This window comes from Peribacillus sp. B2I2 (assembly GCF_041261685.1).
GTDB lineage: Bacteria > Bacillota > Bacilli > Bacillales > DSM-1321 > Peribacillus.
The window spans coordinates 2,100,431-2,121,419 of record NZ_JBGCCB010000001.1; the positions used below are offsets into that span (position 1 = coordinate 2,100,431).

Genomic DNA, 20,989 nt, shown 5'->3' on the forward strand with positions numbered 1-20,989 from the left:
AAGTACACGTTCACTAAGGGCGGCGTTTTACCCTGTAACATCCATTTTTAAGTACAAACTAGTTTCAATAACTTACATTGACTTTTACGAACGTTTTGAATGCTTCATTGTTATTCTTTAAAAAATAAGATTTCGGCAACCAACTGAAGTCATTAATAATAATGTAAAGAAGGCCCCCTCAGCCATCCCGAAAATCTTAAACAGAAGTCGTCGCATCTTCTCCAAAACCGGCACGCATCGGGTAAGTTTACGGCAACCATTAATCGTATGACAAAAAGAGGTTCGAGCAGACTACGTCATTCTCTGTATCTTGCCGTACTATGCGGCATAAGAAGTTCAAGGAACATAAAGCTTAAAGAATTCTATGATAAGAAAAAATCAGAAGGAAGACCGGCCAAAGTGTCAATCGTTGCCTGTATGAATAAGTTCTTCATTGGATTTACGCTCTATTAAAGAGAAAAGAAACGTTCCTAGATTTAGCCTAATTAACGGTTTTGTGAAACAGAGAAAAATCCTTCCAAAAGGGTTTTGGAGGGGTATTTGGCGTGGCCAAAAATAGTATATCATAAGGGAAATGAAAATTTTAGAGAAAGATATTGACATCCTATTAGCTGGTTTAGTTCAAGAAGGAGTATAAAAAAAGCCTGTATCAATGATTACTCGGTAATCTAAGATACAGGCTTTATATTTAGGCAACTAATTGTTCTTATATATATTTAAAGAATATAGGCTTTTCAACTGGATAATTGGAAAGTAACAACCAGAAGTATCACCAGCCTACCGGGATGTAGGCTTTATTTGTACTTTGTAATTCTAACACAACTACACAATTGTACAATTACACAAATTCATATTTTCTTCTTAATATTATAGATAGTCATTCTTGTTACCTGTTTTTTCAATTATATTTTTCACTTACTCATTTTCATTGAGCAAACGGATTATTTCATTGGAACTACTTGTTTAATTATTTGAATAATCTGAAAACTTTTGGTATAATAGAAAAAAGGTTAAGGAGTTGGTTTCCTATGGAAAAGAATTTGGCTAATACACCACCACAACCTGAAATAAACGTCAAGGATTCTGAATTTGCTGAAATGGTGATAAACAAAGCCCTTCTTGATTTCCGAAAAGAGCAAATCCGAAAAGAGATTGACCAGTCATTACAGGATCAAAACAAAGAAGAATTCCTACGATTAACAGAGGAATTGAAAAACATTTCTTGAAATGTTGTTTATAAAATGAACTTAACATATTTGTAACTTTAAGAAGTACGCCAAACGCCAATCCCATATCTATAAGGGATTGGCGTTTGAGTGTTAATTGGATATGCACGTGTGTCGACGGGATTACAAAATTTACATTTACAGATGGACTTACGCAATATGGCTGTTCCAAAATTTTTCATGATAAAATGAGTGGGGCAAAAAGACAGCGTTCTGGTTTAGAGGAAGCACTTCAGTATGCACGTGAAGGCGATACGATTGTAGTTTGGCGATAGGATCGATTAGGATGCAATATGCAAGATTTAATTCAAATTGTGAATAACTTAAATGAACGTGGTGTGGGCTTCCACAGTCTACAAGAAAATTTAACAATGGAAAAAAGCAATGCCACTGGCCAATTGATGTTTCATTTGTTTGCGGAATTTGAACGTAATTTAATTGAGGAACGTTCGGCTGCCGGACGAGCTGCAGCTAGAGCACGTGGTCGTCTTGGTGGACGTCCTGAAAAATTTGGACCGAAAGATATTGAAATGATGAAGTCCCTAATTGAAAATGGTACACCGATTAAAGAAGTCGCAGAAAAATGGGGCGTATCTCGAACAACGATTTATCGATATTTAGAAAAGCAGTAATAATGAAGAAACCCTGCTAATCTTCTCTTATGAAGGTAGCTGGGTTTTAAAGTTGCATGTGCAAAATGGCACTTAAAATAAGTGCAAATTATCGCCTAAAGTGACATCCTTTCAATCTACTTATCTCACTAATAGTTCCTTTTCCTCCATCACTTTTTTCTCTTATTATCTTGTACCGGATAAGTCAATCCGGACTTCTGTTCATAGAAAAAGCCGACTGTTGAAAGTCAGCTTTTTCCTAAATGTGGCCGTTGATAAATAATTAAAAAATTACCGCTAAAATAAAAAAAACGATCATCAACAATTGAATTAATACTTTGGCTAAACTGCCGCCTAAAAAACCGATTATAGTAGCAAACCCAACTTTAGTAGCCTTCCTTATATCTTTTTGAATGATTAATTCCGAAACGAGGACTGCTAAAAATGGTACGAGAATTATTCCAAAAGGAGGGAAGACAAATGACCCAACAATCGTGGCAATAGCTGCTATTGTCTCGGATTTTTTTGACCCCCCATACTTTTTAACGAAATAACTATTTGCGATAATGTCGGCGGCGATTAATACACCGCTCAACACAACCATACTGATCCAGAACCATAAGGATAACTCATCAGAATCAATGAGGAATTGATAAACTGCAAATCCTCCCCAAATGGCAACAACCGAGGGAATAATAGGATAGACAATTCCTACAAAACTTAAAGCAAATAAGACGATCGTTAATCCCCACCATAAAATATCCAATAAAACTCCACCTTTTCATACTTACGTATCATATATCTACTAAATTATATTTCTATTTAGGGACAAAAACCATTTATTCTTTTTTTGTATATAAAAAGAAGCAGACTTAATACTTCAACTTCAACCTTTTTTAAACAAAAGCACTTACCAGTTTTAATGAAACAAAATTGACAGGGAAGGGGTTGTGGGTTCGAATCCCTCACAGGTCATCAACTAACAAAGGCTCAAATCCTTGATATAACAAGGATTTGGGTCTTTTTTTGTTTTTAAAGATATAGTTCATTATGTATTATTTACTCAATTGGTGGCGGATAGAGAAGGATTAAAACGTATTACAGGACAATTATTTGTAATAATTAATATTTCAAGGAACTGTAGGTAAAGCCTTTTGCTTATTCAGCTCACGATGGATGTTAAAAATAAGACCGTATTTTTGGCTTTTCTAAGGTACATAATGATATTCTTCGGTAAAATCCACTTTACTATAATGTGTTGGATTACCTTTACTACCAAATACCATGCACGGGAATACTTCTTGGAAGCTCTGAACATGACGCATGAAGACTATGCAAAATATTGGCAAACGATGAAAGACTTCAGAGATAAATTTTCAGCTCACAGAGAGAGTGGTTACAACGAACCTGTCCCCTACTTTGATATTACGCATAATGTAGCACTTCATTACGTTTCTTGGTTTGAAAAGTATAATACAATGCCTTCACTTGAAATGATGGTAGAACAATATCAAGAAGAATTAAAACCAATGATAGTAAGCTTTAAAGCGAAATAAATAGAAGGAGGAAAGTATGGAAGAGTAATTAAAAGCAAATTCCTTTCCTATTAGGGGTTCTATTAGGGGATTAATCACACCTCTCGTAGGACTTACCCTCCACTTCAGTATATATAGTAAATATTTCCTTTGTTTTTAACTGTGTGATTTTAATATCTCAACAGTTTATTATATTGATAATGGAAGAATAACTTAATCTACAACTATAATGAAGTAAGTCTTTAAAAGGGAAGTGATAGTTAAATGCTTTATATAAGCGATATCGAAAAGATAATTAATAACACATTAAATGAGCACAATTTGGATATTATTTATGAATTTGACAATAATCTAAGTGCACCTATGAGTTATAACGTATCGACCAATACTATAAAATTCAATTACCTTCAAGTTAACGGTTATAAAGGGAAAATTAGAATTAAAGAGACAGAGGAAGACTTTGTTAAAATTATTCTTTATCGTATGATTGGTTATTATTTAGATTTTAAGAAAAACAAACATGATTTAAGGATTTTAATGTATGGTCACGAAGAAGAAAAAGAAAAGCTAAAATCTGAAATAGAAACTAATGCTTGGGATTATGGGAGAACATTAATACCTGAACAACTATTGGAGTCATATGATAAAGTTCGTGATTTAGATAAAATGCTAATAAATTAATGTACTCTAAGAAAATGGAGACCCGACTTTAAACTAAAACAAGAAAAAGAAGCCTCCTTGGAGAATCTCTCTGGAGCTGACTTTTGAGTTTGACTTGCCAAATGTAAAGAAATATCAATTTACTACTATACCAACAAAAATAAAGCAACAAATTTATATATTAAATCCGTGCTAATACTTATGCGAATTCTCTTGTTGTACTCGAAAACTGAACCCGTTAAACACAAGCGGTCTCTTTTATGTGTACACAATCAATATTAATGATTTACAATGCTTAAACAACAATAAATCGTATAAGTTAAAAGGGGACCATCATAATAGGTCCCCTTAGTAATAAATTAAGGCAAAAACGTTTTGTATTGTTCCATTAAATCACCAGCATATAAGCTTGTTAACATTAAGAAAATTGCGAGTCCAATATATAATGAGAACCAGATGATTTTTGTTTTTAGACTCGATGAGTAATAGGATTGTTCTTTATCCCTGATTTCTGTTTGTTCTTGCACTTCTTTAAAGAAAGTTGCAACCGTTCGTTCATACGTGCCTATATTTTCAAAATCGGTCGGTCCGTACTGATATTCATTCGAATTAGCAGCATCAACTAATGACTTATATATATTTTCTTTTAACTCGTTCACTTGTCTTACTTTTAGCTTATTATCTTCTAGGAGTGGGATATGCCAAGTCTTCGTTTTGTTTAGCTTCTGACTTAGTTGATTTAATTCCACATTCCAAATATTAAACAGGCGAATTTTTTCTTCTTCTGTCGCACCAGCATATTCCTCTAGCTGCTCTAAACCAAATTGATTGAATTCGATTACGCTATCTCTTTGATTTCTAGTTATTTCGCTGCGGAATTCTTTCCACCACTTTGTAATACCTAATAACAAGAAAAGAATTAAAAATGGATTTGGATGGAAGAACATATATACGACCATTCCGATAATCCCTAATACCCAAATCTTAGTAGAGATGACTCCTACTATACGTCCTCCATCTAGAGGATGTACAGGCATTAGATTAAATAGATTAATCATTGCCCCCAGTGTAATAACCAATAGCCAAAACGGATTTTCGGTCATAATAAATAGGGGAATGGCTGGTAGAAAAGCTAATGTACCTAATAAAGGACCTCCAAAGGCAAGATAAGCTTCTTGATTTGCGTTCTTTGGTTCTTCTTTGAGGGAAATTAAAGCTCCAACAAACGGTATGAAAATGGCATTGGATGTTTTAATGCCTTTTCTCTTAGCAGCAAGTAAATGACCCATTTCATGGATGTAAATTAAATAGATAAGAGCTACAGCGAATTTCCAACCGTAAACCAGTGCATACGCTCCTAATGAGATAAAAATAGAAATCAACGAACCTACTTTTGCTATTTTTAATAATGCAAACAACCATTTCATTTTCCCAAGAAAAAATAAACCGATTGCCCCAAGACTTAACCAACCTTTATTCGATTTAGTTTGTTTCAAATATGTACCTCCTAGAGATAATGGGAATTCAGATAATCCTAGTTATTCAACTAAGTATTTCTATCTGATGTCCTGATTGATTTTACTTCAACTTGCTAATATCCCTTATTATATCGTAATCGTTGAAATTCTTGCGTAACCTATCATCATTGAAAACAACCGCTTTTTTTCGTAATGTAGCACTTGCAGCGGTGTGCGAATATTTATCAGGATGATATATTAATCAAAAATTATCTCCCGAGCACCCCATGTGTTGCCACATACACTCTGGACATGTAGAAGTCGTGACGGATTTGGAATTGAAGATGTCTAATTAAGATGTCTAATTAAAAAACGCTCTTGTTAGTTAAAATAAACATTTGCCAGTCCGACCCTGATTTCGTTAAAAAATACTTTTGCGATTTCGGGGTCTTTATCCTTTTAACCCCTTGTCAATCCAGTTTTCTTCCAATTTGCTTTTCAGTCTTTTTAGCAAACCTTTATTTTAACTCGAACAGTGGAATGCTGGTTGATGGGGTGGATTTCAGCAGGAGATATTTTGGTTGTGGTACAGAGTTTGTGAAGTTATAATAAATATTTCCGATACAAACCCCGATTTCGTGAAAATAAACATTTTTGATCAGTTTGATAAAAAGTGTTTAAGCATGGTATAAGTGTAAAAGAAGCAGGTACATTTTGCTTTTTTAATTTTGGGATAAGGGGTTGGCCTGGTATCCCATTTTGAGAGGATTTGAATTTGAATATGATAGATAATTTTTGGCGTGATTTACCACGACCTTTTTTTATACTGGCACCAATGGAAGAAGTGACGGATGTTGTTTTTCGCCATGTGGTGAGTGAAGCAGCCAGACCTGACGTGTTTTTTACAGAGTTTACAAACACGGAGAGCTATTGTCACCCAGAGGGCATCCATAGTGTGCGTGGGCGTTTGACTTTTACAGAGGATGAACAACCAATTGTAGCCCATATATGGGGGGATAAGCCTGAATACTTTCGGCAAATGAGTATTGGTATGGCGAAACTAGGCTATCGGGGTGTGGATATCAATATGGGCTGTCCTGTACCTAATGTGGCACAGAATGGGAAGGGAAGTGGCCTTATCCGTCGTCCAGAAGTTGCGGCAGAAATAATACAAGCAGCAAAAGCAGGAGGATTGCCCGTAAGTGTAAAGACAAGGATTGGTTACACGGATGTAGACGAATGGCACGACTGGCTAACACACATATTGAAACAAGACATTGTTAATCTTTCCATTCATCTGCGTACAAGAAAGGAAATGAGCAAAGTAGATGCTCATTGGGAACTAATCCCGGAGATTAAGAAACTTCGTGACCAGGTGGCACCAGATACACTCTTGACGATCAATGGGGATATTCCTGACCGTCAAACTGGCTTAAAACTCGCTCATCAATACGGTATTGATGGGATTATGATTGGGCGTGGTGTTTTCAATAATCCATTTGCCTTTGAAAAGCAGCCGAAAGATCATAGTAGTAAGGAATTGCTTGATCTCTTAAGGTTGCATCTGGATCTCCATGATAAATATTCAAAATTAGGGCTACGTCCGTTCAAGGCTCTTCATCGCTTTTTTAAGATATATGTCCGTGGGTTTCGAGGGGCAAGTGAATTAAGAAATCAATTAATGAGCACAGAGTCAACAGATGAAGTGCGTGCATTGCTCGATAACTTTGGGTCAAAGAATCTTGATGGAATGGGTGAACAGTAGAAGTGTCCCAATTCAAGGTAAAAGTGAAGTAGGACGTTAAACTGGTGTGACCCCAAAAAGTTAGAGTTTATACAAAGCAGTTAATTGGCTGGTGTGAAGGCGGTATTCAACCGGACTCATTCCCGCCAATTTTTGCTTTATATGTTTGTTATTATAGTAATCTATATTAGGTTGGACTGTAATTGACAACACAAGGGGTGTTGGTGATTCTTGATCGAGTAGCTGTAAAAGATTTTTTATTTCTTCATGCTCAATATCCCCTATTGATACTTCAATTTTTTCTTCACTAAAAATTTCTTTAGGAATTAAAAATAGTAACAAGAGCAATTGGTCATAAGCATCAAAGAACCAATTTTACCTTTTGCGTATTCATTCGTACGATCCCAAAGCTTCTCCATTAATTTATTTAAAACCTCCATAGGTAGTAACCCCAAACATTATCAGATGCAACATCTATTTAGGCTATTTTACTTAAGAGCGGTTTAATTTCATCTTCTTCTTCATTGTCTTTCAAATGGGATATTAGAGAGTGACATGTGAAGAATATGTATTTTTCTGTTAATGATATCAGCCATCGAGTTTTTCTTTCAAGAGTTGTTAGTTCAATTGGTCAAAAGTCCTTAGTAGTCTCTTTTGGAAAGGATCCTGCGGTTATTTCCTTGCAAAAAAGTATACAAGGACTTTTATAATTTACATAAAAGAAATAGCACCACTAATTATAGCTAATACGGTTAAGATTAACGATGTCAAGATGGCCCATTTGTATGCGAATTTCTGATATTCGCCAAGGTCTTTATCAACCATACCAACTAATAGAATGGTTGATGCAACAAGTGGACTCATTAAATGAGCGGGTTGTCCCAATATAGAAGCCCGAGCAATTTCTAACGGACTAATACCATAGGCTGAAGCTGCTTCTGCAAGAATAGGGAGAACTCCAAAATAATAGGCATCATTCGATAAAACGAAAGTGAATGGCATACTCGTAATGCCAACAATGACAGGGAAAAACTGTCCTAATGAAGCAGGTATTATCGCAACCAGTCCATTAGCAATAGCATCGACCATTTTTGTACCGGAAAAGATTCCTGCAAATACTCCAGCCGCAAAGACTAATAGAACAACAATTAGAGCATTTCCAGAATGTGCTAAGATACGTCTTTTTTGCATTTCCAGATTAGGGTAGTTAATCATTAAAGCAATAGCGAAACCGACCAAAAATAAAATAGGGGAAGGTACCAATCCCATAATAAGAATGACCATAATGCCTACCACAATTAATAAGTTAACCCACAAAAAACCTGGACGTTTTTAATGTTAATATGAGGAAATGCTTCAGTGGCTTCATTTTCTACAGTAGCAGCTATTTCATTTTTCAACTCTTCTATGTGTATTACACCCAGTCGTTTACGTTCTTTTTTCCCTAAAATAAATGCGACGAAAATAACCCAAATAGCACCACCGATCATGGTAGGAATAAGTGGAACAAAAAATTCAGATGCATCAAGTCCCAATACTGCTATTGCTCGGGTAGCAGGTCCACCCCAGGGGGTCATACCACTCATAACACTTAAAGCTAGCATGGCTACTGTGGCTAAAACCAATGGATTCATACCGATTCGTTTATAAAGTGGATACATAGCTGAAACAGTAATGATATACGTTGTTGTACCGTCTCCATCTAGGGCCACGAGTAGTGCAAGAATTGTGGTACCTATCGAAATTTTGACAGGATCTCCCTTGACAACTTCTAATAACTTTTTGATAAGTGGGTCAAATAAGCCCGTGTCTATCATAATACCAAAAAACAATATGGCGAATAATAATAGAGCTGCAGAAGGAGCGACTAGCTTAATGCCATCCATCATCATCGTGCCAATTTTACTTCCAAAACCACCAAATACTGCAAAAACGATCGGAACTAAAGTTAAAGCAACAATGGGTGATAAACGTTTGGACATAATTAAATAGGTAAAAACGGTAACCATGGAGATGCCTAAAATTGTAAGAAACATTATTAAATCCCCTCCTAAATTTTGAATGCGCTTTCAATTGATTTCTGGATGACTAAGAAATAATTTAGTGACTCTTCAGAAAAATTAACTGGTAGATTAATAAGTTTTACACTAGTCTTATGCGCTTTTCTTTATTAAAGGTAATACAGAGAGAACAATAAGTTAAATACATATTTTTTTTGTATTGGTATCAAAATAATTTATTCTTTAAAAAAGAATGGGGAGGAGAGCAAATAAAGCCATAGGATAAGTGATTCAATAACGAAATTTTTTTAATATTTAATGCTACTTTTAGTATCAAAAAAGAAGGTCATCATCTAAATATTGTGGATGATAACCTTCTTTTCTTTATAAATCAGACTTTTCAGTGTCCTTGAGCAAAGCTTCCTCCTTTTTTATTTAACATTTAGTTTTACATTACTGTTCTTGTCTTTTTTTCTTAAACTTAATTTTAATACCAATTTTAGTAATGGAGGCACTGCGGCATAAATAAAAGCCATCCGAAATAGTTGATAGCTGGTAACAGTGGATACATCAGCATTTACTTCTTGTGCGATGATTCCCATTTGATCCATTCCACCAGGGGCTAAACTTAAAAAACCCGTAATAGTCGATAAATCATAATACTGGGTCAGTAGAAAACTAAAAAACATTGTTGCGCAGATCAAAATTAGTCCGTTCATCAAAGCGAATAATAAGGTTTTTCTTTTGTTGTCAAGTTGTTCCGGTTTTAATAGTAAACCGATATGACCGCCAACCATAAATTGAGATATATCAAGAAGTGAAAGAGGAAGTGGTGGTCCCTGCAAACCAAAAAGGCCTATTGCAGCAGCAACGATTACTGGTCCTAAAAAGTAAGGAGCTGGTAATTTAAATATTTTACCTATTCTTGCTGCAAGAAAACAAATAAGCGCGAACAGAAAGATAAGAGGAAATAAATCACTCCACTCTGGAATAACGTTATCCATTATTTTAGATGAGTCATTAGTACTTTTCGCTGCAAAAATGGGACTGAAAATTAAAAGGGGAACTAAGAAAACAACCATTATCACTCTTGTAACATGGAAAAAGGTTACTGTAGTAATATCAATACCTTTCATTTCTTCTGCAAACACAACGATTTGTGACAAACCTCCAGGAATACTACTCGTTAAGGAGGTAGGATAGTCAATGCCGGAACATTTTGACATAACAAAAGCCGAACATGCACACACAAGGACAATTAAGGTTGTAAGGATCAACATTGAGGGAAGGTGACTAATCATATCAGACAGTGAGCTCTTGGTAAAGGAGATGCCTATTGAATAACCTACAATAATTAATCCAGTATTTCTCATCGAAACGGGCCAAATTAATTTAACGTTTTTGAAACGTGATGCAATTAATAGGGCTGTCATAGGACCTAGAAGCCAGGGGATTGGCAACCTGATAAGAGAGAAAAGGCCGCCTCCAATAAGAGCAGTTAGAAGTGCAGCTGAAAATTGGGTTGTCTTGCTTGCATTATTTAAATCCCACTTTTTCATATCAATTCTCTTCCTTTGTATTAGTTTTACTTCGTTTCGTCTTGTTTCTATTGCTTAGAATCATTAAGAAAATCAATAAATGCTTTTACTTGTGCCAAATCCATAGTCACATCCCGATAAAAAACCCAAGTTTCTCTAAGCAAATAGCTATTATCGCTTAATACAATGGGGAAAGTATACAGTGGTTCATCATTTTTAATACAGATTTCTGGTAAAATGGCATATCCTAAACCATTAAGAACCAGTTCTTTACATGTTTCAATCCGATCTACCTCCATTGAAATCTTAGGTGGTACCGTAAATGTTTCCTGCCACCAGTTTTCAATAGTATTCCTTAACGATTGGTCTGTCTGATAATTAACTCTAGGAAGAAAAGGAAGTTCTTTTAATTCAATTTTTTTACTGGAGGCAATACAAATCTTTTCTTCTTGAAATAACACTTTATTTTCCTGCCATTTGTAAGGACCTCTAACTATCCCGAGGTGTGCTTCTTCTTTTTGAAGCATTTGATGAATTTGAGAACTCCATCCAGTTTTCAAACTGATTTCAACCTCTGGATATAGGGTTAGAAATTCTTTTAATAATACTGGTAGTTTATATCGGGCAAACAAGCCAGATACACCCAATCGCAAAGTTCCTTTTACTTTTTTATCCAAATTTGAAATGTGTTCTTTTGCAGCTCCTAATTGCTTACGCATATTTTTCGAATATTGAACGAGGTATTCCCCTTCAACTGTAAACTCGACACCTCTTTTGCCTCTAGAGATTAAATTTGTTTTGAACTCTTTTTCCAGCTGTTTTATACGATAGGATAAAGCTGGCTGAGAAATAAATAGTCGTTGTGCTGCCTTTGTTATATTTCTTTCTTCGTAAAGAGTAATTAATATAAGCCAGTCTTTCTCATCCATAAAATTTTTCTCCTTTAACCATAAAAAATATTTATGGGTAATTATAAATAATGATAATTTATTTGATTTCTAAAAGTATAATACAACTAATGAAAAAAGAAATCTATCTTTTTATGTAAATCAATAGACTCACTATAGTTTTGCGTTTCCAGTATTCTTTCATAAAATTTTTCTATGGCAATGAATAAAAAAACAATATTATTTTTATTCATTATTTTCACTTATTATTTACATGAAGAGTTATCACTACTTAACAGGAGGGGTAAAAATGTCAAATACACAAAATTATGATGTAGTTGTAGTAGGGGCAGGAAATGCAGCTTTATGTGCCGCAATCTCAGCAAAAGAGGGAGGTGCTAGAGTTCTTGTATTAGAACGGGGACCAGTGGAAAAGCGTGGAGGGAACTCTTTCTTCACGGATGGAGCCATTCGTGTTGCATACAATAATTTAGACGCAATCAGAAATATAATACCTGAATTAACAGATGAAGAATCCGAGTTAATTGTAATGCCTGAATACACGGAATCCGATTTTTACAATGATTTAATGCGAGTAACAGGTGGACAAAGTAATCCTGAGTTAGCAAAACAGCTGGTTTCTAGATCGTATGAAACAATAGCGTGGATGCGTGATCAGGGAATAAAATTTGAATTGAATTATGAAAATCAATCTTTCGTACAAGATGGCAATCGCAATTTCTGGGGAGGACTGCCTATCAAAACGGAGGATAAAGGCGTTGGCTTAATGAGACAGCTCTTTGCGCGTACAGAAGAAATTGGCATCGACATTTGGTACGATTCACGTGCTGTGGAGCTTGTATCAGAGCATAACACAATAACCGGTGTCGTAGTTGAGAAGGATCATACAATGGTAACTGTTCAGACATCCGGTGTGATTTTGGCTTGTGGCGGCTTTGAAGCCAATAAGAAAATGAGAAGTGAAAATATTGGTGAAGAATGGGAAGCGGCTATTGTTCGTGGAACCGAGTTCAACACTGGAGACGGCATTTCCATGGCTATGGCAGTCGGGGCTCAAAAATTTGGGCAGTGGTCTGGATGTCATTCTATTGGGACAGATTATAATGCGCCAAAAGTAGGGGACTTCACGAAGCCGGGAGATATTTTTAAAAAGCATTCTTATCCGTACGGCGTCATGTTTAATAATGAAGGGAAACGGTTTGTTGATGAAGGAGCAGATTTGCGAAATTACACCTATGCCAAATACGGCCGTGAGGTATTAAAACAGCCTGGACATGTGGCATATCAAATTTATGATGCACAGGTACGCCCGATGCTGCGTAAAGAATATGACCTTGAAGAAGCGACTATTTATAAGGCAGATACGCTTGAAGAGCTGGCTAGTTTACTGCCGGTCAATCAAACACAATTTCTGAAAACGATCGAAGAGTATAACAGTGCCGTACAAGATGGCGAGTATAGACCCGCAGAGAAAGATGGCAAAGGAACGAAAGGAATTACCCCTCCTAAATCCAATTGGGCCCTTCGAATTGAGCAAGGGCCATTCTATGCTTTCCCTGTAACGTGCGGAATCACCTTCTCGTTCGGTGGCTTGCGTGTAGATACAACGGGTCATGTGTTAGACAAAGAAGAACAACCGATAAAAGGTCTCTTTGCGGCTGGTGAAATGATTGGGGGGATTTTTTATGAAAACTATCCTGGTGGATCCGGGTTAATGTCTGGAGCTGTCTTTGGAAAATTAGCTGGTTCATCCGCAGCCCGCTATACTCAAGAAAAGGTTGAAACGATCAATAATCACTGAGTCTTTTCCTTGAATGGTTTATTAGATAAGAATGTGTCCAAAAAATAATTGAGATACGTGAAGTAGAAGAATGAAAAATAGCCAAGGCTTAAAAAAGTCCTTGGCTGTTTGGTATTTTAACATATTAAAAGTCTTTATGCTTTGACTAAAACTCATATCATATAGGTATATAAAAGGTCAAATTTAGTAACAGTTTATCTATTGGAGTTTTTTCAGGTGGAGTGATTGTATAGCTTTAAGCGTCCTGATGGCCAGACAATAAGATTCTTCATTACTAGCTTTTCGAGTTCAGCACCAGCTTGAATGGATCAGATGGGCATAAACGTGTATGAAGTCAGTTCTAACTTATCAAGATTTACCAGTTATATTGCTATTTATCACTCCGATGCTAAAATTCAGCATGAAAAAGGGTTTTGGATTTGTATATTGGTATTTTTCTCTAAACAAGATGATAGATAGCAATTAGCTTTTTTTAAATACTATAGTAACCATAAAAATCTGGTTTCAGTATCTGTACCCTAATTTGTATAGGGATTTTAGCTTATCTGGGGAAATTCACTTATATTATATTCTCAATCCTAGTTTATTATTAAATTTGAAGACATGGTTTAGGTGAAATACATTAGAGTTTGGGCTCTTTTGAAGTCTCACTTATACAAAACAAGGATCATTGAAGTAAACAATTTCGGAAAGAATTTTAGTGCCTTTCATATTTTTGAATAGTTCTTTCGCTTCTTTTTCTGTGTCAAATTCAAATATTTTAATATTTTCTTTTAAAAAGACAGTGATGACCCACATTTGACAAGCCCCCAAGTGATAGAAAATTTTTTTGCTGTAATTTGCAGATCAATTCGAATCAAGCTAATTGAGAGGAAAGCTCGTAATTTTTTTTCGTGTACACGTATCCCTCCAAAATGATTCTTGCTGTGCGTACCACTTTAATAGCACGTATGTGTCCTGCCAAGAAATCAACCTTTGTTTCCATTATCCCCGCAGGATGGGCTAATCGGAAAATTTCGTGTTTAATGTTCACCATCTCAGATAAAACCGTTTCCTGTAAGTAAGCCCCTGCTGTAGCACAGATGGCTCCTGTAATAGCAAGCGCTTGATGAGGCTTTTGCATCGACATCATTCGGATCATCAAATCCATCTCTGACGCTTTTCTTTCCGATCCGTTTAGATCGACGTAATCCATAGGAGGAGCAATTAGGGTCATTTTAGGTACAGCAGGAGATTTGACAGTAGCTGATCTCTTATCGGAAAATTGACACATTTCAGCTGCAATTGACCGAATTTCTTCCAGTTCATTTAATTTTTCCTGTGAATAATCAGTGGGTAATTCGGTTCCGCTTAGACCAATATCCTGTGCCTTTACAAAAACGAGTGGATTGGCAACATCAATAATTGAAACTTGAATTAGTCGATCCTTGGTCTTAATCATGTCAATCGGATTTCCTGTAGGGAAAAGTTTTCCTGTAACTGCTCCTTCTGCACGAGTAAAAGAAAGATAAATAGGTGATCCTTTACCAGGCACCCCAGGTATTGAGCAGCATCCTTCTGATTTCACTTGTCCATTTTCAACCTCTACTTCTGCAATAATCAATTTTTGTGTATTCACGTTAAAAATTTTCACCGTTGTAACAGGTTCTTTTACAGGGACTAATCCTTGCTCAATTGCGTAAGGTCCTACAGCAGATGAAATATTTCCACAATTTCCTTTAAAATCAACCATTTGATTATCGATGCTGATCTGAGCAAATGTATATTCCACATCGAATTCGGGTGAATCTGATTTTTTAATAATCGCTGCTTTACTTGTCAATGAATTCGCTCCTCCAAGACCATCAATCTGTCTCCGATCCGGACTGCCCATCACGTCAAGTAAGAAACCTTCCCAGTGTGAGTGATTCGAAGGCATATGTTCAAAGTTAAGGAACACACCTTTACTTGTCCCGCCGCGCATTACAACTACTGGTACTTTCATTGTATAACCACCTTTTCTTAACCAATATTTATAGCACTACCGGTTCCTTTGAAAATATAGTATGATAAGTTCATTCATAAGTAAAATACATATTTTTTTAGTAAAAATGATAAAAAAACTTATAATCCAAAAAGTGGGAGATGGTTAAGTGGACGAAAAAGATTGGATTGCGATAAGGGTACTATATGAAGAAAAAAACATTAGCCGTGCCGCAGAGCGTTTATATATATCGCAGCCGGCGTTAACGTACCGGCTTAAAAATTTAGAAAAAGAATTTAGCACGAACCTATTTTTCAAAATAAAAGGAGGCATTGAGTTCACTTCAGAAGGGATACATTTAGCGGGCTATGCGGAAGAAATGGTGAAAAAGTTGCAAAAAACGAAAGATTATATGCTGAATATGAAAAATGAGGTAAGGGGAACGTTAAGGCTTGGCGTTTCCAGCAACTTTGCCCAATATAAACTACCAGAAATATTGAAAAAGTTTTCAACACAATATCCTCATGTACAATTTAATGTGAATACAGGCTGGAGTACTGAAATTATGCATCTTCTGGATTCCTCTAGTGTTCAATTAGGCATTCTGCGTGGAAACTATGAATGGTATGGAATCAAATCGTTACTGCATAAAGAAAGACTTTGTTTAATTTCTAAGAAAGAGGTAGACTTGGATAATTTGCCAGAACTTCCATTCATAAATTATAAAACCGACAGTTCTTTAAAAAACTTAATAAATGGCTGGTGGCATGATAGATTCCCGGAGCCACCATTTGTAACTATGGAAACAGATCGGCAGGAGACGTGCAAAGAGATGGTCAAAAATGATCTTGGTGTTTCTATTCTGCCAGAAATATGCCTGCAGCCTTCAGATAACTTGCATACATACGGGTTATCCTACAAAAATGGGAAGCCGGTGTTAAGAAATACCTGGTTAATGTATAACCAGGATTCATTAAAACTCTCTACCGTGAAAAACTTTATTGATTTCTTGAATAAAAATTCCAATCTTTAACGAAAAAGCACAATGAAATTATTGACAATTTCATTGTGCTTTTTTGATTTCTTAATTTAATATAAAATGGATTATAAGTTTTTTTTTCGAAAAAGTACAAAAAATATGTATTTCACTTATTTAATGATATGAACTATTCTAAAAATAGAAAACGAAGCAACAGAGAAACAGAAAATAATATGTAACTATTCAAACTTTTTATCTGATTTGTAAGCGGTTTCTTTAATAGGAGGGGATTCATATTCTAACGTTACTTGGAATTTCAATGGTCGTTGTCTTTACTTATTTAATCATGTCTAAACGGTTATCACCTGTTACTTCTCTTGTAGTCATTCCAATTATCTTTGCATTAATTGGCGGATTTGGTCCAGAGCTTGGAGATATGATGCTCGATGGAATAAAGGTTGTCGCACCTTCAGCCGCTTTGCTATTGTTCGCTATTTTGTTTTTTGGAGTTCTGATTGACGCTGGATTATTTGATCCACTTATTAAAACTATGTTGAAAATCGTAAAAGGGGATCCGGTTAAAATAGCGATAGGAACAGCAGTAATCGCAATGACCGTTGCCTTAGATGGTGATGGTACCACGACTCATATGATTACGATTTCCGCTATGCTGCCTCTTTACTTACGACTTGGTATGAATCCACTTATTCTTGCCACTATTTCTATGCTGGCTGTCAGTATTATGAGTGGTATGACTCCTTGGGGAGGACCTGCAACTAGAGCAATAGCATCTTTAGGTCTGGATGCAAATGAATTCTTTGTCCCGATTATCCCAACACTATTCTCAGGAATAGCAGCTATTCTTTTTACCGCTTATGTACTTGGTAAAAAAGAGCGCAAAAGGCTTGGCGTTGTTTATATCAAATCTGCACCTGAAATGAAAGGGGCTCTTGCTGAAGCAGCGGTAGCTTCCGCCATACAAGACGATTTAAAGCGCCCTAAATTAATATGGGTCAATCTTTTGTTGACGCTCACAGTCATGGTTGTTCTTGTAATGGGCTTAGTACCGGTACCGGTGTTGTTTCTAATCGGGTTTGTGCTTGCTTCGATCATTAATTACCCTAATTTAGAACAGCAAAAAGAGCGAATCGTGTCACATGCTGGAAACGCTATAACCGTTGTCACATTAGTATTTGCGGCTGGTATTTTCACAGGGATCTTTTCCGGAACCAAAATGGTAGACGCCATTGCAAATTCATTAGTGGCCATCATTCCGGATTCTTTAGGCTCTTTTTTACCAATGGTCGTTGCGTTCACAAGTATGCCATTTACGTTCGTTTTATCCAATGATGCTTACTACTTTGGTGTTTTGCCAATTCTTGCCGAAGCAGGAGAAGCTTATGGGGTGAGTCCTTTAGAAATTGCTAGAGCTTCCGTACTGGGCCAGCCTGTACATTTCTTAAGTCCACTCGTGGCCTCGACTCTATTACTGGTAGGGATGGTAAAGACAGATATCGGGGAACTACAGCGGTATGCATTTAAATGGGCACTAATTTGTTCATTAGTCCTTATCATTGTTGCTATCTTGACAGGGGCTATTATTTAAGTATAACGTTATCTAATAAATTTTTCGAACTTAAACAAATTAGGGCTGTGCCAAAACCAATTATTATTAGTGGTTTTTGGGACAGCCCATTCTTTTAATAAGGTCTAGATGTCTCGCCGGTCGCTTGAGTAATGATTTTTACGATTTTATTCGCCAGGTTCATAACCGTGTATAGACGAGTATCATTTAAAAATTGTATTGTTGGCAGCGGATCTATATAATTGACCATTCCTATAAGATGATAGTCTCCCACTTCAGGTAATACTTTTTTTAAAGCTTTCCCCGGGACAAGAGGTCCATCCTTCAAGAAAACATAACCGACCTGGTTTTGATCCCCTAAACAAGCATCCACACTAAAAATAAGAGGCTTTTTGAATTGTTTTTTAATTTCTTTCAACGTGTCTTTTAAATTAAATGCATGAACGGGATTTTCCAAGGTACCGTAAACACGATAAGGCACTGTATGTTCTTTAAGCATCGTCCCGACTAAAGGGCCCAATGAATCCCCAACTGATCGGTCTGAACCAATGCACAGAAAGATTACATCTTCATTTTGGCATCCTGAAGATTGAATAATCTCTTTGACTTTTAATGCTAAACTGTTTATTTCTTCGCCTTTTGGTTCCACAGAACAAATCTGCTCCCTCTTTTTGTAAATTAGACTCATTTTGATTCCACTTTATTCTATTATACGAATTAAAAAGATATCATGCATGTAAATATGAGCATATGCTTGAGACTGATGGCTATTTTTAAATTATTAGTATTTAACACTTTGAAAAATGGCAGTAATTCAAAATATGCCCTTTAATTTATTTGGCGATGAAGTGGGAGTAGGTTTACAACTAGAATTTTTCTAGATCCATTATATAGCATGTCTTTAACCGATTCCTTTTTCAAAAATTCATTAGATTTGGGTAGAACTAGTTTGTCAAAGTGTATCTCTTATATTTACATACTATTAATAAGCTTTAATAATCTGCATCGGTCTTTTTATGACAAAATCCTTAGTTTTTCTCCAATTTGGACTCATACCACCTATTTTATGTGAAAATTTGGTTATAACCATCTTCTTTATTCATATAAACCGTGACTTTTGGTTTATTTTTCATGCGAAGGAATAAAATCACATGGGATTAACAGAGCATTTAAAAAGGTCTGTTAATTTTGAGGGTAGAGTTTGCTATTAGGAATATAGCATTCCTCAAAAAAAATTTGGAGGTAATGTTTATGATATCTAGCAATAGCGGTTTAAACAGACGTAATTTCTTAAAAGTCGGCGGAATGAGTACTTTAGCATTAACACTTGGTTCAACGGGGCTATTTTCTCTTGCAGGAACTACAAAAGGATTTGCAGCGAAATCTAACAATCCAACAAGCGGATTTGGTGGATATGGCCCACTAGTAAAGGATCCAAATGGAGTTCTTGATCTACCAAGGGGATTTCATTACAAAATGCTTTCACGAACTGGTGATATCATGCCTAATGGTGACCTTGTCCCTTCTGCTCACGATGGAATGGCTGCCTATAAAGGAGAGAAGGGTACAACCATTCTTGTAAGAAACCATGAAAATGGAACAAATTCAGATTACCCTGTAAACGGAAAAAAACCTTGGAGCGCTGGTGCTGCCGGCGGCACAACCACGTTAATCGTTGGACAAAATAACAAAGTCATTGATCAGTATGTATCAAGTTCAGGTACAATCCGTAACTGTGCGGGTGGAGCTACGACTTGGGGTACTTGGTTAACAATGGAAGAAACTCGTGATATGGGACATGGCTTTGTATTTGAAGTAAATCCGCTTGATCCTGAAAACGAAATGTCAAGAACACCGATCCGTGATATGGGTTATTTCTCCCATGAAGCTGGGCATGTCGACCCTTCAACAGGAATTTGGTATTTAACGGAAGACGCAAGTCCAAGCTTCTTGTACCGTTTTACACCACATGACCGAAGCCAAAAGCTAGGTTCCCTTCAAAAGGGCGGTACCCTTGAAGCAGCAGCGATTGATGAATTACCAGCTGCAGCTGCAAGTCAATTTAGTACTAGACAAAAATTCGGGATCGTTTGGAAAAAATTAAATCCTGAAATCGCACAGCAAGATGCTAAGGATAAAGGCTGTATTCAGTTTAGCCGCTTAGAAGGGGCTTATTTTTCAGAAGGTACTTTATGGTTTGATGATACAAGTGCAGGTTCAGCACGCCTTGGCCGGGTTTATCGCTACACGCCAGCGACAAACACCTTAGAACTATTCTATGAGTCTACTGATAAAAATGATTTAGAAGCACCAGATAACATTACAATCACACCTTGGGGAGATCTTTGGATCGCCGAAGATGGTGGCGGTAATGACCGTATTGTTGGATTAACTCCTGACGGAAAAATTTATACTTTCGCTGAAAATATGATGAATGGTTCTGAATTTGCTGGCCCTACATTTTCTCCAGATGGAAATACTTTCTTTGTAAATATGCAAACACCAGGTATCACCTTTGCGATTTGGGGACCATTTGCACGCAGAAATTCTACCCGTAGACGAGCTATGAACTAGGCTCTACCGCCAGCTAGTCTTGCTCCTGTTGTTTCGGATAAACTTACTGCATTCGCAGAAGAACAAGGCATGTCTTTATTAGAAGCAGCAGCTTTAGAACGTCATGGTATGCCAATTTTATAAGTAATGATCACATTTTTTTAGTACTAACAAACCATCATTGGATAGGAGGTGAGACGTTTGTTATCTAGCATTGGCATTCCTGGCCTAATTCTCATTCTAGTCATTGCGTTAATCATTTTTGGTCCTTCTAAATTACCGGAAATTGGAAAGGCTTTTGGAAACACTTTAAAAGAATTTAAAAAAGCAACAAATGATGTGATTAGCAATGACAAAGAAGAAAAAACTAACTCTGAAGAAAAAAATAAACTAGTAGCTCTTGAAAAATCCGAAAAGACTGGAAACTAA

Annotated in this window: 17 protein-coding genes and 3 pseudogenes; 11 read left to right on the forward strand and 9 right to left on the reverse strand. The window is 36.2% G+C overall.

Annotated elements, in window-relative coordinates:
* Positions 1-231: 231 nt before the first annotated feature.
* The 3 genes and pseudogenes from ABIE66_RS10620 to ABIE66_RS10630 form a co-directional block, all read left to right on the forward strand.
* Positions 232-485, forward strand: a pseudogene (locus tag ABIE66_RS10620) (transposase); the annotation flags it as partial.
* Between the two features lie 543 nt (positions 486-1,028).
* Positions 1,029-1,226: an IDEAL domain-containing protein gene (locus tag ABIE66_RS10625; protein WP_289316812.1), complete on the forward strand. Its 198-nt coding sequence runs from the start codon at positions 1,029-1,031 to the stop codon at positions 1,224-1,226.
* Between the two features lie 90 nt (positions 1,227-1,316).
* A pseudogene (locus ABIE66_RS10630) lies at positions 1,317-1,858 on the forward strand (recombinase family protein).
* 262 nt (positions 1,859-2,120) lie between these two features.
* On the opposite strand, the gene ABIE66_RS10635 reads toward ABIE66_RS10630, so the two are convergent.
* Positions 2,121-2,603 (reverse strand): DUF456 domain-containing protein, encoded by a 483-nt coding sequence (locus ABIE66_RS10635; protein WP_370014655.1) that lies wholly within the window; start codon positions 2,601-2,603, stop codon positions 2,121-2,123.
* Between the two features lie 550 nt (positions 2,604-3,153).
* Between ABIE66_RS10635 and ABIE66_RS10640 the strand changes: the two genes are divergently transcribed.
* Entirely contained in the window at positions 3,154-3,393 is a 240-nt protein-coding gene (locus ABIE66_RS10640; protein WP_370014656.1) for a hypothetical protein, read from the forward strand.
* A 243-nt stretch (positions 3,394-3,636) separates the two neighbouring features.
* On the forward strand, positions 3,637-4,053 hold the full coding sequence (locus ABIE66_RS10645; RefSeq protein ID WP_370014657.1) for a hypothetical protein: 417 nt from the start codon (positions 3,637-3,639) through the stop codon (positions 4,051-4,053).
* A 338-nt stretch (positions 4,054-4,391) separates the two neighbouring features.
* On the opposite strand, the gene ABIE66_RS10650 is transcribed toward ABIE66_RS10645, so the two are convergent.
* Positions 4,392-5,459 (reverse strand): site-2 protease family protein, encoded by a 1,068-nt coding sequence (locus ABIE66_RS10650; protein ID WP_370017018.1) that lies wholly within the window; start codon positions 5,457-5,459, stop codon positions 4,392-4,394.
* A gap of 811 nt (positions 5,460-6,270) precedes the next feature.
* Here ABIE66_RS10650 and ABIE66_RS10655 point away from each other — a divergent pair.
* Positions 6,271-7,254 (forward strand): tRNA dihydrouridine synthase, encoded by a 984-nt coding sequence (locus tag ABIE66_RS10655; protein WP_289316796.1) that lies wholly within the window; start codon positions 6,271-6,273, stop codon positions 7,252-7,254.
* A 60-nt stretch (positions 7,255-7,314) separates the two neighbouring features.
* Here ABIE66_RS10655 and ABIE66_RS10660 read toward each other — a convergent pair whose 3' ends face one another.
* From ABIE66_RS10660 to ABIE66_RS10675, 4 genes and pseudogenes are all read right to left on the reverse strand, one after another.
* Entirely contained in the window at positions 7,315-7,575 is a 261-nt protein-coding gene (locus ABIE66_RS10660) for an IS3 family transposase (protein ID WP_370014658.1), read from the reverse strand.
* 369 nt (positions 7,576-7,944) lie between these two features.
* Positions 7,945-9,269, reverse strand: a pseudogene (locus ABIE66_RS10665) (CitMHS family transporter).
* A 395-nt stretch (positions 9,270-9,664) separates the two neighbouring features.
* Positions 9,665-10,792, reverse strand: a complete 1,128-nt coding sequence (locus ABIE66_RS10670; RefSeq protein WP_370014659.1) for an AbrB family transcriptional regulator — start codon at positions 10,790-10,792, stop codon at positions 9,665-9,667.
* Positions 10,793-10,839: 47 nt separating this feature from the next.
* On the reverse strand, positions 10,840-11,700 hold the full coding sequence (locus ABIE66_RS10675) for a LysR family transcriptional regulator (protein WP_370014660.1): 861 nt from the start codon (positions 11,698-11,700) through the stop codon (positions 10,840-10,842).
* 232 nt (positions 11,701-11,932) lie between these two features.
* Between ABIE66_RS10675 and tcuA the strand changes: the two genes are divergently transcribed.
* Complete coding sequence (gene tcuA / locus ABIE66_RS10680) at positions 11,933-13,480, forward strand: FAD-dependent tricarballylate dehydrogenase TcuA (protein ID WP_370014661.1); 1,548 nt, start codon at positions 11,933-11,935, stop codon at positions 13,478-13,480.
* 651 nt (positions 13,481-14,131) lie between these two features.
* Here the strand turns inward: tcuA and ABIE66_RS10685 are convergent.
* A complete protein-coding gene (locus ABIE66_RS10685) occupies positions 14,132-14,278 on the reverse strand; it encodes a hypothetical protein (protein ID WP_169803979.1) in 147 nt (48 codons plus the stop codon).
* Between the two features lie 58 nt (positions 14,279-14,336).
* The gene (locus tag ABIE66_RS10690) at positions 14,337-15,464 is read right to left on the reverse strand and encodes a 2-methylaconitate cis-trans isomerase PrpF family protein (RefSeq protein WP_370014662.1); all 1,128 of its coding nucleotides are present in this window, start codon (positions 15,462-15,464) and stop codon (positions 14,337-14,339) included.
* A gap of 148 nt (positions 15,465-15,612) precedes the next feature.
* Here ABIE66_RS10690 and ABIE66_RS10695 point away from each other — a divergent pair, with 148 nt between their 5' ends.
* Both ABIE66_RS10695 and ABIE66_RS10700 read left to right on the forward strand, forming a co-directional pair.
* A complete protein-coding gene (locus ABIE66_RS10695; RefSeq protein ID WP_034313052.1) occupies positions 15,613-16,476 on the forward strand; it encodes a LysR family transcriptional regulator in 864 nt (287 codons plus the stop codon).
* 241 nt (positions 16,477-16,717) lie between these two features.
* Positions 16,718-18,028, forward strand: coding sequence for a CitMHS family transporter (locus tag ABIE66_RS10700; protein ID WP_370017019.1), 1,311 nt, complete (start codon positions 16,718-16,720; stop codon positions 18,026-18,028).
* A 94-nt stretch (positions 18,029-18,122) separates the two neighbouring features.
* On the opposite strand, the gene yyaC is transcribed toward ABIE66_RS10700, so the two are convergent.
* The gene (gene yyaC / locus ABIE66_RS10705) at positions 18,123-18,695 is read right to left on the reverse strand and encodes a spore protease YyaC (RefSeq protein WP_370014663.1); all 573 of its coding nucleotides are present in this window, start codon (positions 18,693-18,695) and stop codon (positions 18,123-18,125) included.
* Between the two features lie 563 nt (positions 18,696-19,258).
* On the opposite strand from yyaC, the gene ABIE66_RS10710 reads away from it, so the two are divergent.
* The gene (locus tag ABIE66_RS10710; RefSeq protein WP_370014664.1) at positions 19,259-20,581 is read left to right on the forward strand and encodes an alkaline phosphatase PhoX; all 1,323 of its coding nucleotides are present in this window, start codon (positions 19,259-19,261) and stop codon (positions 20,579-20,581) included.
* Positions 20,582-20,761: 180 nt separating this feature from the next.
* Positions 20,762-20,989: a twin-arginine translocase TatA/TatE family subunit gene (tatA, locus tag ABIE66_RS10715; RefSeq protein ID WP_289324668.1), complete on the forward strand. Its 228-nt coding sequence runs from the start codon at positions 20,762-20,764 to the stop codon at positions 20,987-20,989.

Excerpts from the sequence above, each read along its gene's own strand:
- ABIE66_RS10670 (WP_370014659.1), bottom strand. The coding sequence starts at position 10,792 with ATGAAAAAGTGGGATTTAAATAATGCAAGCAAGACAACCCAATTTTCA.
- ABIE66_RS10645 (WP_370014657.1), top strand. The coding sequence starts at position 3,637 with ATGCTTTATATAAGCGATATCGAAAAGATAATTAATAACACATTAAAT.
- ABIE66_RS10675 (WP_370014660.1), bottom strand. The coding sequence starts at position 11,700 with ATGGATGAGAAAGACTGGCTTATATTAATTACTCTTTACGAAGAAAGA.
- ABIE66_RS10650 (WP_370017018.1), bottom strand. The coding sequence starts at position 5,459 with ATGAAATGGTTGTTTGCATTATTAAAAATAGCAAAAGTAGGTTCGTTG.
- ABIE66_RS10685 (WP_169803979.1), bottom strand. The coding sequence starts at position 14,278 with ATGTGGGTCATCACTGTCTTTTTAAAAGAAAATATTAAAATATTTGAA.
- ABIE66_RS10655 (WP_289316796.1), top strand. The coding sequence starts at position 6,271 with ATGATAGATAATTTTTGGCGTGATTTACCACGACCTTTTTTTATACTG.
- ABIE66_RS10625 (WP_289316812.1), top strand. The coding sequence starts at position 1,029 with ATGGAAAAGAATTTGGCTAATACACCACCACAACCTGAAATAAACGTC.
- ABIE66_RS10690 (WP_370014662.1), bottom strand. The coding sequence starts at position 15,464 with ATGAAAGTACCAGTAGTTGTAATGCGCGGCGGGACAAGTAAAGGTGTG.
- yyaC (WP_370014663.1), bottom strand. The coding sequence starts at position 18,695 with ATGAGTCTAATTTACAAAAAGAGGGAGCAGATTTGTTCTGTGGAACCA.
- ABIE66_RS10640 (WP_370014656.1), top strand. The coding sequence starts at position 3,154 with ATGACGCATGAAGACTATGCAAAATATTGGCAAACGATGAAAGACTTC.
- ABIE66_RS10710 (WP_370014664.1), top strand. The coding sequence starts at position 19,259 with ATGATATCTAGCAATAGCGGTTTAAACAGACGTAATTTCTTAAAAGTC.
- tcuA (WP_370014661.1), top strand. The coding sequence starts at position 11,933 with ATGAAGAGTTATCACTACTTAACAGGAGGGGTAAAAATGTCAAATACA.